The 14,891-nt window shown below is 70.7% G+C and carries 13 protein-coding genes; all 13 read right to left on the reverse strand.

Annotation, left to right across the window (positions count from 1 at the left end):
• Nucleotides 1-23 precede the first annotated feature (23 nt).
• The 13 genes from AB0G32_RS22430 to AB0G32_RS22490 all read right to left on the reverse strand — a co-directional run bounded on the left by AB0G32_RS22430 (nucleotide 24) and on the right by AB0G32_RS22490 (nucleotide 14,890).
• Nucleotides 24-416 (reverse strand): hypothetical protein, encoded by a 393-nt coding sequence (locus AB0G32_RS22430; protein WP_361166174.1) that lies wholly within the window; start codon nucleotides 414-416, stop codon nucleotides 24-26.
• Nucleotides 417-693: 277 nt separating this feature from the next.
• Nucleotides 694-1,470 (reverse strand): TIGR03936 family radical SAM-associated protein, encoded by a 777-nt coding sequence (locus AB0G32_RS22435; protein WP_361165907.1) that lies wholly within the window; start codon nucleotides 1,468-1,470, stop codon nucleotides 694-696.
• A gap of 48 nt (nucleotides 1,471-1,518) precedes the next feature.
• Nucleotides 1,519-2,577 (reverse strand): hypothetical protein, encoded by a 1,059-nt coding sequence (locus AB0G32_RS22440; RefSeq protein ID WP_361165910.1) that lies wholly within the window; start codon nucleotides 2,575-2,577, stop codon nucleotides 1,519-1,521.
• 127 nt (nucleotides 2,578-2,704) lie between these two features.
• Nucleotides 2,705-3,298 (reverse strand): DUF4291 domain-containing protein, encoded by a 594-nt coding sequence (locus AB0G32_RS22445; protein ID WP_361165913.1) that lies wholly within the window; start codon nucleotides 3,296-3,298, stop codon nucleotides 2,705-2,707.
• A gap of 151 nt (nucleotides 3,299-3,449) precedes the next feature.
• Nucleotides 3,450-5,390, reverse strand: a complete 1,941-nt coding sequence (locus tag AB0G32_RS22450) for a TIGR03960 family B12-binding radical SAM protein (protein WP_361165916.1) — start codon at nucleotides 5,388-5,390, stop codon at nucleotides 3,450-3,452.
• A gap of 108 nt (nucleotides 5,391-5,498) precedes the next feature.
• Nucleotides 5,499-7,040, reverse strand: coding sequence for a CYTH and CHAD domain-containing protein (locus tag AB0G32_RS22455; RefSeq protein WP_361165919.1), 1,542 nt, complete (start codon nucleotides 7,038-7,040; stop codon nucleotides 5,499-5,501).
• 57 nt (nucleotides 7,041-7,097) lie between these two features.
• On the reverse strand, nucleotides 7,098-8,297 hold the full coding sequence (gene rodA / locus AB0G32_RS22460) for a rod shape-determining protein RodA (RefSeq protein WP_361165921.1): 1,200 nt from the start codon (nucleotides 8,295-8,297) through the stop codon (nucleotides 7,098-7,100).
• Nucleotides 8,294-10,552, reverse strand: coding sequence for a penicillin-binding protein 2 (mrdA, locus tag AB0G32_RS22465; protein ID WP_361165924.1), 2,259 nt, complete (start codon nucleotides 10,550-10,552; stop codon nucleotides 8,294-8,296). Before mrdA ends, rodA begins: the two co-directional genes overlap by 4 nt.
• Nucleotides 10,553-10,809: 257 nt before the next feature.
• Nucleotides 10,810-11,481: a rod shape-determining protein MreD gene (mreD, locus tag AB0G32_RS22470; protein ID WP_361165926.1), complete on the reverse strand. Its 672-nt coding sequence runs from the start codon at nucleotides 11,479-11,481 to the stop codon at nucleotides 10,810-10,812.
• A 14-nt stretch (nucleotides 11,482-11,495) separates the two neighbouring features.
• Nucleotides 11,496-12,464 (reverse strand): rod shape-determining protein MreC, encoded by a 969-nt coding sequence (gene mreC / locus AB0G32_RS22475; RefSeq protein WP_361165929.1) that lies wholly within the window; start codon nucleotides 12,462-12,464, stop codon nucleotides 11,496-11,498.
• Nucleotides 12,465-12,688: 224 nt separating this feature from the next.
• Complete coding sequence (locus AB0G32_RS22480) at nucleotides 12,689-13,708, reverse strand: rod shape-determining protein (RefSeq protein WP_005479350.1); 1,020 nt, start codon at nucleotides 13,706-13,708, stop codon at nucleotides 12,689-12,691.
• Between the two features lie 310 nt (nucleotides 13,709-14,018).
• Nucleotides 14,019-14,432 (reverse strand): nucleoside-diphosphate kinase, encoded by a 414-nt coding sequence (ndk, locus tag AB0G32_RS22485; RefSeq protein WP_361165932.1) that lies wholly within the window; start codon nucleotides 14,430-14,432, stop codon nucleotides 14,019-14,021.
• Nucleotides 14,433-14,548: 116 nt separating this feature from the next.
• Nucleotides 14,549-14,890: a DUF4233 domain-containing protein gene (locus AB0G32_RS22490; RefSeq protein WP_361165935.1), complete on the reverse strand. Its 342-nt coding sequence runs from the start codon at nucleotides 14,888-14,890 to the stop codon at nucleotides 14,549-14,551.
• Nucleotide 14,891: the final 1 nt, after the last annotated feature.

The following is a 14,891-nucleotide window of genomic DNA, read 5'->3' on the forward strand; positions in this document are numbered from 1 at the left end:
GATGGGCCTGCTCGACCCCTGCGTCACCGTGCTCTCGCTCTCCCACAGCGCCCCAGGACGCCAGGGCCACACCACCAGCGCCATGCAGACCAACAGGAGGCGCGCCGCACGGCGCGGCGCCGCGGCCGGGCGGCGGACTCCTCCGCCGGCTTCTCGGCGGGCGGCACCTCGTCGGTCGCGGTGTCCGTCTCGTCGGTCACGGTGTCCGTCTCGTCGACGATCTCGACGACGTCCTCCGGGTCGGCGGCGGGAACGGCTGGTTCCACCGTCTCCGCCGGCGCACCGGAGGCACCGGTCGGCGGACCCGCCGGCCGGGACGCGGCCCGGCGCCGGCGGCGCGGCGGCAGGGTGTCGCTGGGGGTGTTGTCGGATTCGGAGCCGTTCATCGGCTCCGTGGTCTCGGTCGGTTCGAGCATGCGGGCGTATCTCCCGTCAGGCTCCCGGGCGCCGCGCCTGGTCCGGTGCCGATCTCGTCGGCCACCGGTGACGTCCGCGGCTCGCGCGCTGCGCGGATGCCGCCGTCCGGGGCGCGGGCGCCGCTCGGGAGCTCGCTGTGTCCTGTCTCACCGGTTCCGTACAACCTTGTCGCGTACGGCCTGGCGAAAGTCTTGTGGTCGGTGGCGCTGCCCGACCCAGGTGGCTCCCGAGTTCGACGGCGGCGCTTACGACGTCCGTCCCTTCGCGGGACCTTCCTTACGCCGGCGCCGTCGCGGCGGCAGTCGCGGCGGCCGTCTGCGGCTCGGTCGCTACTGCCTCGCGGTCGGGCGCGAGCGGGTCGGTCACCGTGCCGGTCTCTTCATCGAGCAGCCCCTGCGCCAGCCTGGTCACCGCTACGGGGACCGGCGGCGCCAGGTCGGCCACGGCGCGGAGACCGGACAGGACGTCGTCGGGTCGCACGGCAGGCGTCACGTGCCGAACAACCAGCCGCAGTATCGCACAGGGCTGGTCACTCGGCCTATCAGCCGGTGATCCGTGCGTCTGGGCGCTCTCCAGGCAGACGACGGCGGAGCGGGCGTCGAAGGTGCGGACACCGTTCTTGGTGCGGCGCTGGACCTCGACGGCCGGGGCCTCGTTGAAGGCCTCGACCGCGCGGCCGGCGTCCGCCGGGTCCACCCCGTCCAGCCGCAGCTCCCACTCGGAAGCCGTCAGCCGGTCGGCGAGCCCGGAGGTCCGGGCCTCGACCGCCTCGACGATGTCCAGCCCGGTGGGCATGGACGCGTCGAGGAGGGTTCTCAGCTGCTCCGGGTCGCGCGCCGAAGTGAGCGCGATCTCCAGGTACTCCGCCTCACTGCCCGTGCCGGTGGGTGCGGCATTGGCGTACGACACCTTCGGGTGCGGGGTGAACCCCGCCGAGTACGCCATCGGCACCTCGGCGCGGCGCAGCGCACGCTCGAAGGCGCGCTGGAAGTCACGGTGGCTGGTGAACCGGAGGCGGCCGCGCTTGGTGTAGCGCAGTCGGATGCGCTGCACCGCGGGTACCGGCGGCGGGCCTTCGGGCTGTCGCTTGCCCAGTGTCGTTCAGTCCTTCGTGAGAGCGGTCGTACTGCTACCAAGAGTACGTGCCTCGGCGCCGGAAGGTTCCCGCCGGTCCGCCACCGGGACCGGCTCCGGCTCCCGGCGCGGCCGCGCCGCCCCGAACAGCGCCCGCCGCACATCGGCCCGGACCGCCCGCGCCGAGTCCCGGGCGGCGGCGAATGCCTGCCGCACCGCCCGCCCGGTCCCGCGCGCCGCCTGCGCGGCCGGTCGCAGCACGAGGTCCCGCACCACGTGCCCCACGGGCGTCAGCACCGTCCGGTACACCCAGCGCACCGGCTCCACGAGGACCCACCGCAAGACCGTGCCGAGGAACCGCCCCACCGCCACCGAGACGTATCCCGCGACCCGCCAGGCATGGCCGAGGGCGGCCCACACCTCCCGGCCGAGCACGGCGAGCACCCGCCCGACCGGCACCAGTACCCACCGCCACACCGCGCCGGCCGGCAGCACCAGCAGCACCCGGACCGTCCAGTACAGCACCAGGCCGATCCCGGCCACGGCCTTCCCCACACACCACGCCACTGCCCTGCCGCACCGGGCGAGCGCGCGCCCGACCGGGGCGAGGAGCCACCGGTACAACCAGCCGCCCGGGACGACGACCAGGTACCGCGCCAGCCACACCACGGCGGCCCACAGCCCGTTGCCGACCGGCACGAGCACCCACAGCAGCGCGCGTCCGACCGGCGTCAGCACCCACCGGTACACCCACTGGGCGGGCCGGACCAGCAGCCAGTACCCGAGCCACCCGACGGCCTTCGCCACCGGCACGACGGCATACCGCCACAGCCCCACGAACGGCCACACCAGCACCGCCCGCAACAGCCACACCACCGCCCGCCCGAGCGGCCGCCAGACCGTACGCTCCAGGAACCGCTCGGCGGCCACCAGCGCGTCCCAGACCATCCGCACGGGCAGCACCAGCACGAACACCACGATCCGCACCGGAATACGCACCGCGACGGCAAGGCACCCGTCAGGGGACCGCTCCCCCGCGGGCACCACATCGCGTACGTCCCCGGCAAGCGGCTTCTCGAGATCCATACCGGAACAGACGCGGAACCCGCCGCCGCGGATGCGGGTCACTTCACCGTCAGCGGCAGCGGCTTCTTGCCGGTCGGGCCGATCGGGACGCTGATGTCCTTCTACGGGCACACTGCGAACCGCGGGATCACAGACGCAGGTGGGCCAGCGGACCGCCCCCGGCGGGGTATGGCGCTTCCCCCGGCAACAGCCGAGCCGCCGACTCCGGGTCGCCGCCACTCACCAGCCCGTGGATCTCGTGAGCGAGTGGCGTCACGTCGCGGATGGCCACCGTCCACTCATCCGCGTAACGCCGCACAGCTTCGCCAGAGAGTCCAAGCTGCAACGACCGGTACGGCAGGGCACGCAAGCGCAGGTCCCGCTCGGGGTCCCACTGCACGCGGGCCGGCGATCGCTTCAGTTGCCGCTGCCAGGCACCGCGGTCCGAGTGCAGCCCCCGGTCGTAGCTCGACAGGCACGCGTTGCGCAACGCCCAATCGAAGCCCTCACGCGTGATCTCCACGGCAAGAACCGTCTCCTGTCCCGGCTTCGCGCCCCAGCCGCAGCGGTACATCATCCACAGGAACGACGGTTTGATCCAGGTCATCCGCTCCCGCTTCCACCCGGCGGGGAACCTCCCCTCCCGGACAGCGGGCAGACCGAGCGAGGGGCTGTACGCCTGGTAGACGGTGATCGTGGATGATCCGTAGGTCGCGCGAATCTCACGTTGCGGTCGTTCCATGACGTACAGCGTCGGCCCGGGCCGCACACATGACCACTGAATTTCGAAGGGGCTTTGGGACCGAGGACCTCGCGCGGCCGAAGGCTCCCCAGGCGGCATCAGCGATGCGGCTCGCTCATCTCTCAGCCCGCGTTTCCGCCGGCCGCTCAGGCTACTTCACCGTCAGCGGCAGCAGCTTCTTGCCGGTCGGGCCGATCTGGATGCTGGTGTCCATCTGCGGGCACACCCCGCAGTCGAAGCACGGCGTCCACCGGCAGTCCTCGACCTCCGTCTCGTCGAGGGCGTCCTGCCAGTCCTCCCAGAGCCAGTCCTTGTCGAGGCCCGAGTCCAGGTGGTCCCAGGGCAGGACCTCCTCGTAGGAGCGCTCGCGGGTGGTGTACCAGTCGACGTCCACGCCGAAGGGGGCCAGGGCCTTGTCGGCACAGGCCATCCAGCGGTCGTAGGAGAAGTGTTCGCGCCAGCCGTCGAAGCGGCCGCCGTCGTCGTAGACGGCGCGGATGACGGCGCCGATGCGGCGGTCGCCGCGGGACAGCAGGCCCTCGACGATGCCGGGCTTGCCGTCGTGGTAGCGGAAGCCGATGGAGCGGCCGTACTTCTTGTCGCCGCGGATCTTGTCGCGCAGCTTCTGGAGCCGGGCGTCGGTCTCCTCGGCGGAGAGCTGCGGGGCCCACTGGAAGGGGGTGTGCGGCTTGGGGACGAAGCCGCCGATGGAGACCGTGCAGCGGATGTCGCCGGAGCCGGAGACCTCGCGGCCCTTCTGGATGACGTTCATCGCCATGTCGGCGATCTGGAGGACGTCGTCGTCGGTCTCGGTGGGCAGGCCGCACATGAAGTACAGCTTGACCTGGCGCCAGCCGTTGCCGTAGGCGGTGGCGACGGTCCGGATCAGGTCGTCCTCGGAGACCATCTTGTTGATGACCTTGCGGATGCGCTCCGAGCCGCCCTCGGGGGCGAAGGTGAGGCCGGAGCGGCGGCCGTTGCGGGTCAGTTCGTTGGCCAGGTCGATGTTGAAGGCGTCGACCCGGGTGGAGGGCAGGGAGAGGCCGATCTTGTCCTCGGTGTAGCGGTCGGCCAGGCCCTTGGCGATGTCGCCGATCTCCGAGTGGTCCGCCGAGGACAGGGAGAGGAGACCGACCTCCTCGAAGCCGGTCGCCTTCAGGCCCTTGTCGACCATCTCGCCGATGCCGGTGATGGACCGCTCGCGCACCGGGCGGGTGATCATGCCGGCCTGGCAGAAGCGGCAGCCGCGGGTGCAGCCGCGGAAGATCTCGACCGACATGCGCTCGTGCACGGTCTCGGCGAGGGGGACGAGGGGCTGCTTGGGGTAGGGCCACTCGTCGAGGTCCATGACGGTGTGCTTGGAGACGCGCCACGGCACGCCGGACCTGTTGGGTACGACGCGGGCGATGCGGCCGTCCGCCAGGTACTCGACGTCGTAGAAGCCGGGGACGTAGACGCCGCCGGTGCGGGCCAGGCGGAAGAGGAGTTCCTCGCGGCCGCCGGGGCGGCCCTCCGCCTTCCAGGCGCGGACGATCGCGGTGATCTCCAGGACGGCCTGCTCGCCGTCGCCGATCACGGCGCAGTCGATGAAGTCGGCGATCGGCTCGGGGTTGAAGGCCGCGTGGCCGCCGGCCAGCACGATCGGGTCGTCCAGGCCGCGGTCCTTGGCCTCCAGCGGAATGCCGGCCAGGTCGAGCGCGGCCAGCATGTTGGTGTAGCCCAGCTCCGTGGAGAAGGACAGGCCGAAGACGTCGAAGGCCCTGACCGGGCGGTGGCTGTCGACGGTGAACTGCGGGACCCGGTGCTCGCGCATCAGGTCCTCCAGGTCCGGCCACACGCTGTAGGTGCGCTCGGCGAGGACGCCCTGCTGCTCGTTGAGCACCTCGTAGAGGATCATGACGCCCTGGTTGGGCAGCCCGACCTCGTAGGCGTCCGGGTACATCAGCGCCCAGCGGACGTCGCAGGAGTCCCAGTCCTTGACGGTCGAGTTGAGTTCTCCGCCGACGTACTGGATCGGCTTCTGCACATGCGGGAGCAGAGCTTCGAGCTGCGGGAATACGGACTCCGCGGCCGCAGCGACTTCGGCAGGCATCTCGCGCACCTTCGTGAGCTGGACTTGGACTGGACTGCCAGGGGTGAACTGACAGGGGTGACCATTCAGCCTAACCCGGTCCCGGCGGCTCCCCGTACGCCGGACGGGTCACAGGCCCGTCGCCGCGTCCTTGACGCCGTCCCAGGCGGCGGGCAGCGCGGCCTCCACGTCGGCGGCCCGGCGCTGTTCGCGTTCGTGGAGCAGGCCGTGGGTGAAGGTGTCCTCCCCGGCCGCGTGGGCCACCGCGGACAGCTCGCGCAGGGCCACCCGGGCCATCACGGCGTCCTGGTGCTCGCCCAGCAGGGTCTGGAGCGACTTCATGGACTTGACCATGGACTTCGCCGGTTTGCCGAGGGACGCCGCGGCCGCCTCCGCCGCGTACCGGGTGCGCTTGGTCTTCTTGCGGGCCTCGTGCAGCGCCACGTCGCGGTCGGTGCCGGGGTCCGTCTGGAGGGCCTGTGCGACCAGGGCGGAGACCTTGCGGAAGTCCTTGCGGACCGCCTTGGCGAGCACCTTGTGCGGCTGCTTCCCGGCCGCCTTCCGCAGCGGCGGGTCGGTGAGCAGGGCGTCCAGGGTGTCGAGCAGGGTGAGGTAGCGGCGGGAGTCCAGGACGCCGAGGATCCGGCCGCGGGCGCCGCTGTGCCCGGCGCCGGACCAGCTGCCGAACCGCTCGGCGACCGGGCCGTGCACCAGGTCCGGGTCGGTTTCGCCGACCTCGTCGAGGGCCGCGGTCAGCCGGGCGGCCAGCACCTCGCGGTCGCGGTCCTCGCCGAGGACGCCCGCCAGCCACTTCAGCTCGTCCCCGATCGGGTCGGTGACGGACCGGTCCAGTACCGCGCCGAACGACTTGAGGGTGGAGCGCAGCCTGCGGGTCGCCACCCGCATGCTGTGCACGGAGTCCGCCGCGTCCCGGCGGACGGCCGGATCGAGGTCGACGATCGCGTCCCGCTGCCGCCGCGCGTACGCCAGGACATGGTCACCGGCGCTCACCGGCTTCCGGTCGTTGCGGCCGGCCGGCGCGGGGCCGCGGGTGCGCTCCGGGGCGGTCTCGGCGAGGGCGCGGGCCAGCTTGGAGGCGGCGGCGGAGGGGCGCACGCCCGCCTTGCGCAGCCGTTTGTCGACCTTGTCGAGGAAGGCCGGGTCGCCGCCGTCGGCCAGCTCCACCTCGATCTCGGTCCAGTGGACGTCACCGACGCCGCCGCTGAGCCGTTCGGCGTGCACGCTGTCCAGGCCGACCTCGGCGAGCAGCCGGCCCCGCGCGTCGAGCAGGTCGCGCACGGCGCGGTCCGAGCGCAGCCGGACCACCGGCAGCAGTTCGGCGGCCCGGACCCGGGAGCGGACCAGCCCGGCCAGTTCGTCGGGCAGGGTGTCGGAGAGCGGGGCGTGGATCTCCTCGCGCTCGCCCGGGGCGACGGGGAGTTTGAGGTGCCAGCCGGCGTCGGAGCCACCGGTGCGGCGGCGCAGGGTGATGCCGTGGGCGGCGAGGCGCTCGTCGGCGGTGTCGTAGTAGGTGGCGTCGAGGTGGGCGACGCCCCGGTCGGCGACGGTCGCCACGCCTGCCACCCCGGTCAGGTCGGGAAGGCCACCGCCGTCACCGTCCGCGTCGGGGGCCTCGTACTTCCGCTCGATCTCACGCTTGATGTCCGCCATGGGGCGTACGTACCCGGCACGGGACGAAGGTCACCCCCTGGCGGCCGATCGCTGCCGCTACGCCGACATGGGCCGTTGCACGGTGATGGACTGGAGCAGGCCGACCGCCATCCACACCGAGAACATCGACGAGCCGCCGTAGGAGACGAACGGCAGCGGCAGACCGGTCACCGGCATGATGCCGAGGGTCATCCCGATGTTCTCGAACGACTGGAAGGCGAACCAGGCGACAATCCCGGCGGCCACGACGGTGCCGTAGAGGTCGGGGGTGTCGCGGGCGATGCGGCAGGCGCGCCACAGGATGACGCCGAGGAGCAGGACGATCAGTCCGGCGCCGACGAAACCCAGCTCCTCGCCGGCCACCGTGAAGACGAAGTCGGTCTGCTGCTCGGGGACGAACTGGCCGGTGGTCTGCGAACCGTGGAAGAGGCCGGAGCCGGTGAGTCCGCCGGAACCGATGGCGATGCGGGCCTGGTTGGTGTTGTAGCCGACGCCGGCCGGGTCCAGCTCGGGGTTGGCGAAGGCGGCGAACCGGTTGATCTGGTAGTCGTCCAGGATGCCGAGCTGCCACACCGCGAGGGCGCCGACCGTGCCGGCGCCGATCAGGCCGAACACCCAGCGGTTGGAGGCGCCGGAGGCGAGCAGCACGCCCAGCACGATGATGACCATGACCATGACCGACCCGAGGTCGGGCATCAGCATCACGATCAGCATCGGGACGACGGCCAGGCCGAGCGCCTGGAGCACCGTGCGGTGATCGGGGTACTGCTTGTCGCCCGCGTCGACCCGGGTGGCCAGCAGCATCGCCATGCCCAGGATGATGGTGAGCTTGACGAACTCCGAGGGCTGGAGCGAGAAGCCGCCGGGGAGTTTGATCCAGGAGTGCGCGCCGTTGATGGTCGAGCCGAGCGGGGTGAGCACCAGCAGGATCAGGAAGACGGAGGCGCCGTAGAGCAGCGGTACCGCCGTGCGCAGCGCGCGGTGGCCGATCCACACTATGGCGATCATCAGGGCCAGGCCGATGCCGGTGTTGAGCAGGTGGCGCAGGAGGAAGAAGTACGGGTCGCCCTGGTTCAGCTCGGTGCGGTTGCGGGTGGCCGAGTAGACCAGCACGGTGCCGATCAGCGACAGCGCGCCGGCCGCCAGCAGTATCGGCCAGTCCATCCGGCGGGCCACCGAGTCGCGGGCGAAGACCCTGGTCCAGCCCGCGCGCTCGGGTCCGTAGCCGGAGACCTGGAAACTGTTCGCCCCGGTCATGTGCGCATCCTCCGCTTGCGGGCGCCCGCGGTGCCGCCGCGCCGTCGGCGGCGGGTCTCGCGGTTGGCGTTCTCCTGGTTGCCGACGGTCGCGCCCTGGTCGGTGCCGTCGAGCGGGGCGTACTCGTCCTCCTCGGTGGCCTGCTGGTCCTTGACCGGGTCGTCGGAGATCTTCGGCGCGGCGATGGTGCCGTCCGACTTGACCTTCGGCAGGGTCTTCTGCGGCGTGGCGAGCAGGGCCTTCTTCTGGTCGATCGCACCGTCGTCGGAGACGCCGTACAGGGCGTCGTAGATGTTGCGCACGGCCGGGCCGGAGGCGCCGGAGCCGGTGCCGCCCTGGGAGATCGTCATGACGATCGAGTAGTCCTTGGTGTACGTGGCGAACCAGGACGTGGTCTGCTTGCCGTAGACCTCCGCGGTACCGGTCTTGGCGTGCATCGGGATCTCGTCCTGCGGCCAGCCCTGGAACCGCCAGGCGGCCGTGCCGTTGGTGGCCACGCCCGCGAGGGCGGCGTCCATCTTGCTGAGGGTGGCCTTGCTTATCGGCAGCTTGCCGTGCGACTCGGGCTTGATCTCGTCGGTGGTCTTGCCGTCGGCGCTGATGATGGCCTTGCCGACGGACGGGTCGTAGAGGGTGCCGCCGTTGGAGATGGCCGAGTAGATGGTGGCCATCTGGATGGGGGTGACGAGGGTGTCGCCCTGGCCGATGGAGTAGTTGATGGCGTCACCGGCGCGCATCTTGTTGCCCTCGACGCAGTTCTCGTACGCGATCTTCTCGACGTAACTGCCGTCCTTCTTGCCGGTCTTGCACCAGGCGTCCTTGTTGGCCTCCCAGTAGTCCTGCTTCCACTGGCGGTCGGGGACCCGGCCGGTGACCTCGTTGGGGAGGTCGATGCCGGTCTCCTCGCCGAGGCCGAACTGGTGGGCGGCCTTGTAGAAGTAGTCCTTGGCGTTCTTGCCGTCCATGCCGCCGTCCTTCTTCCACTCCTCGTGGGCGAGGCGGTAGAAGACGGTGTCGCAGGAGACCTCGAGGGCGCGGCCGAGGCTGATGGGGCCGTAGTTGGCGGACTCGAAGTTCTTGAAGACCTGGCCGCCCACGTTGTAGGCGCTGGAGCAGTCGTAGTTGCCGTCGAAGTCGTAGCCGGCCTCGACGGCGGCCGAGGTGGAGACCACCTTGAAGATGGAGCCGGGGGCGGCCTGGCCCTGGATGGCGCGGTTGAGCAGCGGGTAGTTGGAGTTCTTCCCGGTGAGCTTCTTGTAGTCGGCGGCCGAGATGCCGCCGACCCAGGCGTTGGGGTCGTAGGTCGGGTTGGACGCCATGGCGACCACCCGGCCGGTCTTGGCCTCCATCACGACGACCGCGCCGGAGTCGGCCTTGTAGTTGGTGCCGGTGTTGCGGTCGTACTCCTTGCGGGCGGCCTTCATCGCCTCGTTCAGCTCGTACTCGGCGATGCGCTGGACGCGGGAGTCGATGCTGGTGACCAGGTTGTCGCCGGGCTGGGCGGCGTCGGACTCGGCCTCGCCGATGACCCGGCCGAGGTTGTCCACCTCGTAGCGGGTGACGCCGGCTTTGCCGCGCAGCGCCTTGTCGTACTGGCGCTCCAGGCCGCTGCGGCCGACCTGGTCGGAGCGCAGGTAGGGCGAGTCGGTGTCCTGGGCCTGCTGGATCTCGTCGTCGGTGACCGGGGAGAGGTAGCCGAGGACCTGGGCGGTGTTGGCCTGGCCCGGCGCCGCGTAGCGCCGCACCGCCTCGGGTTCGGCGGTGATGCCGGGGAACTCCTCGGAGCGCTCGCGGATCTGCAGGGCCTGCTTGGCGGTGGCCTCGTCGGTGATGGGGATGGGCTGGTACGGCGAGCCGTTCCAGCACGGCTGGGGGGTCTCGGCGTCGCAGAGCCGGACCTTCAGCATGACGTCCTTGGGCTTCATGCCGAGGACGCCGGCCAGCTTGGTGAGGACGGCCTCGCCGTCGTCCTTCATCTTCAGCAGGTCGGTGCGGGAGGCGGAGACGACCAGCCGGGTCTCGTTGTCCGCGAGGGCCACGCCGCGGGCGTCCAGGATGGAGCCGCGGACGGCGGGCTGGACGACCTGCTGCACATGGTTGCCGGAGGCTTCGGCGGCGTATTCGTCGCCCTGGCGGATCTGGAGGTACCAGAGCCGGCCGCCGAGGGTGCCCAGGAGGGAGAGCACGAGGACTTGGATGACGATGAGCCGGATCTGGACGCGTGTGCTCCGACCGGTCTCGGGGATGTTGGTCACTGCGGTTGCCGCCCCCTCTCAGTGCGCCGACATGTGTGCGCGTACGAATGATGAACGGTCGACCTGTGCGCCCTCGTTCCACCCCGGCACACCCGTTCGAGTGAACTCGCGTGCGGGCAGGCCCGCTTGGGTCCTACGACGTTCTGTCTGGCAAGGCCCGGAAGCCCGCAAGGCCGCGGCAGCCCGGGAGGCCGCGGAAACCTCAGAGGCAACCTCGGGGGCCGCGGCAGCCTCGGCGGCTGCCCCTCGATCCGCCGTCACAGCCGCTTGACCCCCTTGATGCGGCCGGCCCGGGCGACCCGGGCCCGCGCCGCCTTCACCCGCAGGCCGTTCTTCTGCGCGCCGATGCGCAGGCCGGTGCCGCCGGAGAGCCAGCCGGAGGAGATGTCGGTGGCCTGTCCGGCGGCGCCGGTGTCGGCCAGCGGGTCGTTCTCCGCGCGGCGGGCCAGCGCCATGATGCCGGGCACCACGAAGGGGGCGAGCAGCAGGTCGTACAGGGCGGCGGTGAACAGCAGGCCGCCCAGGCCCACATGGCGGGCGGCGGTGTCGCCGACCAGGGCGCCGACCCCGGCGTAGAGCAGGGTGGAGCCGACGGCGGCGACGACCACGACGGCCATCGGGCCGGTGGCGGACTTCAGGCGGCCGTTGTCGGGCTTGGCGAGGCCGGCCAGGTAGCCGATGACGCACAGCACGAGGGCGTAGCGCCCGGCGGCGTGGTCGGCGGGCGGGGCCAGGTCGGCGAGCAGGCCGGCGCCGAAGCCGACCAGGGCGCCGCCGGTGTGGCCGTAGACCAGGGCGAGGCCGAGGACGGTGAGCAGCAGCAGGTCGGGGACGGCGCCGGGCAGGTGCAGCCGGGCCAGCACGCTGACCTGGATCACCAGGGCGACGACGACCAGGGCGGCGGACAGCAGGATCCGGTTGACGCGCATGGGACTTCAGACTCCTACTGCTCGGGCTCGGGCTGCGTCTGTCCGTCGGCGGCCTGGCCGTCCTCGGGCACCCCGGCGGACGGCGTCACGGTCACCGTCACGGTGGGCGTGGGGGTCGGCTTCGGCTTGTCGGGGAGCACCGTGTCGCGGGGGTCCTTCTTGGGGGCCTGGACGACGACGCCGACGATGTCGAGCTTGGTGAAGCTGACGTACGGCGTGACGTACAGGGTGCGGGTCAGGTCGCCGCCGGAGGGGTCGACGCGGGAGACCACCCCGACCGGGACGCCGGGCACGAAGGGCTTGTCGGCCTGGGAGCCGAAGGTGACCAGCCGGTCGCCCTTCTTCACCTCGGCCTTGCCATTGAGCAGTTCGACGCGCAGCGGCCGGTCGCCCTGGCCGGAGGCGAAGCCGAGTTCGTCGCCGGACTCCATCCGGGTGCCGACGGTGAAGTCGGGGTCGCTGGCCAGCAGCACGGTGGCGGAGCTGGGGCCGACGGTGGTGACCCGGCCGACCAGTCCGTCGCCGTTGAGGACGGTCATGTCGCGCTCGATGCCGTCGTTGGCGCCGACGTCCAGGGTGACGGTCCAGGAGAAGCCCTGGGCCGCTCCTATACCGATGACCTGGGCGCCCTTGATGCCGTACTGGCCCTCGCCGGCGATCTTCAGCATCTTGTCGAGCTGGGCCAGCCGGCTGCGGCCGCGGTCGTCGCTGCCGAGCTTCGCCTTCAGCGCCGCGTTCTCCTGCTCCAGCGCGGTGAGCCGGTCGTGCCGGTCACCGGAGTCGCGGATCGCGGAGATCGCGTTGCCCACGGGGTCGACGGCGGACGACACCCCGTTCTCGATCGGACCGAAGACGGTGGCCGCGGCCTGCCGGGCACCGTCGACCGGGGAATCCTCCCCGCCGCGGATGTCCACCGTGATCAGCGCGAACGCCACGGCGATCAGCAGCACCAGGAGCAGCCGGCTCTCTTTCGTGTCCCTCACGTGCGGCGGCCGTGCCTTCCTCGTCGGAATTCGGAAACATCAGGAACATCACGAACATCAGGAACTTCGGATACCTCGGCAAACGCGGACAACGACACGGACTACGACGCGGACTACGCCACGGGCAAGCCGCCGACAACGCCGAAAAAGACTTCCGTGTCTCTATATCAACGATCCGCCGTACGAGAGGAGATCGTCTCGTACGGCGGAACCGAAGCGTTACGTCATCTGCGCGGCTGGGCGTCCAGTACCTGCTGGAGCGCCTCGAACTCCTCGACGCACTTGCCGGAGCCGAGCGCCACACTGTCCAGCGGGTCCTCGGCGATGTGGATCGGCATGCCGGTCTCCCGGCGCAGCCGCTCGTCGAGCCCGCGCAGCAGCGCACCGCCGCCGGTCAGCACGATGCCCCGGTCCATGATGTCGCCGGACAGCTCCGGCGGACATTTGTCGAGGGTGGTCTTGACGGCGTCGACGATGGCGTTGACCGGTTCCTCGATCGCCTTGCGTACTTCGCCGGCCGAGATGACGACCGTCTTGGGCAGTCCGGAGACCAGGTCCCGGCCGCGGATTTCGGTGTGCTCGTCAGCGTCGAGGTCGTACGCCGAACCGATCGTGATCTTGATCTGTTCGGCCGTCCGCTCACCCAGCAGGAGGGAGTACTCCTTCTTGATGTGCTGGATGATGGCGTTGTCCAGTTCGTCGCCCGCGACGCGGATGGACTGGGCGGTGACGATGCCGCCGAGGGAGATGACCGCGACCTCCGTGGTGCCGCCGCCGATGTCGACCACCATGTTGCCCGTGGCCTCGTGGACCGGCAGGCCGGAGCCGATGGCCGCGGCCATGGGCTCCTCGATGATGTGCACCTGGCGGGCGCCGGCCTGGGACGACGCCTCGATGACGGCACGGCGCTCGACGCCGGTGATGCCCGAGGGCACACAGACGACGACGCGCGGACGAGCCAGATACCTCCGCTTGTGGATCTTCAGGATGAAGTAGCGGAGCATCCGCTCGGTGATCTCGAAGTCCGCGATCACACCGTCCTTCAGCGGACGTACGGCAACGATGTTGCCGGGCGTGCGCCCGATCATCTTCTTCGCTTCGGCACCGACCGCGAGAATGCCACCGGTGTTGGTGTTGATGGCGACGACGGACGGCTCGTTGAGTACGATCCCACGACCCCTGACGTACACCAGCGTGTTGGCGGTCCCGAGGTCGACAGCCATGTCACGGCCGATGAACGACATTGAGTTCCCCATCAGGATTCGACTGGCCTTCCCAGGAGCTTTTGAGGGCTTTTCAGGTCGGCGAGGTGGGTGCAGTGACGTGAAGAGGCTTCCATCGTAGACGCGCTTTCGCGAACACTGCGCGAGGGTCTTCGCCATTGTCAGCAGATGGCGCCCCGCCGCGCTTGTGGAGACGGGCCGACGGAGGCAAACGTTCCCCCGATCGGCACGCATATGTCACAGGGCGGCCGCATTTGCGCGGCCGCCCTGGTCAGCTGCACCGACCGGCTGACATACCGTCAGAAAAAAATGATCCGCCCGGTCGGCCGTGTCAGCCGCGGCCCGGGAAGAAGATCTTCAGCTCGCGCTCGGCGGACTCCTCGGAGTCGGAGGCGTGGATCAGGTTCTCCCGAACGATCACGCCGTAGTCGCCGCGGATGGAGCCGGGCGCCGCGGCGATCGGGTCGGTCGGGCCGGCCAGGGCGCGCACGCCCTCGATGACCCGGTCGCCCTCGACGATCAGGGCGACGACCGGTCCGGAGGCCATGAACTCGACCAGCGGCTCGTAGAACGCCTTGCCCTTGTGCTCGCCGTAGTGCTGCTCCAGGGTCGCCTGGTCCAGGGTCCGCTGTTCCAGCGCCGTGATCACCCAGCCGGCCTTGCGCTCGATACGGCTGATGATCTCGCCGGTCAGGCCACGACGTACGGCGTCGGGCTTGAGCAGGACGAGGGTGCGCTGAGTCACGGCGGGCTCCTTGGAATGTGAGGTTGTGCGAGTGAGCACTGAGGTTACCGGGCGTGTCGGCGCTCCGGTCACGCAGCGTCAGCTCAGGGGGTCGGCCGGGGCACGACCCCGGCGGCTCAGGCGGCGTCCGCCTGCGCCGCGAACCTCGCCTTGGCCTCGTCGATCTTCTTTCCGTAGTGCACGGACGCCCACCACAGGGCGGCGAAGACGACCCCGAGGATGAACATCATCGGGACCACCAGCCCGGAGGCGATCAGGGCGATCTGGAGCGCCCAGCCGAGCAGCACCCCGCCGGGCCGGGTGACGACGCCGCACAGCACCACGCACAGGAACATCGCGACGCCGCTGACCGTCCACACCGTCCCCATGGTCAGGTCGGGTTCCTTCATGGCGACCAGTCCGGCGAAGCCGATGATGAAGAACTCGCCGATCAGGGTCGAGGAGCACAGGGTGCGCACG

This window comes from Streptomyces sp. NPDC023723 (assembly GCF_040639815.1).
Lineage (GTDB): Bacteria > Actinomycetota > Actinomycetes > Streptomycetales > Streptomycetaceae > Streptomyces.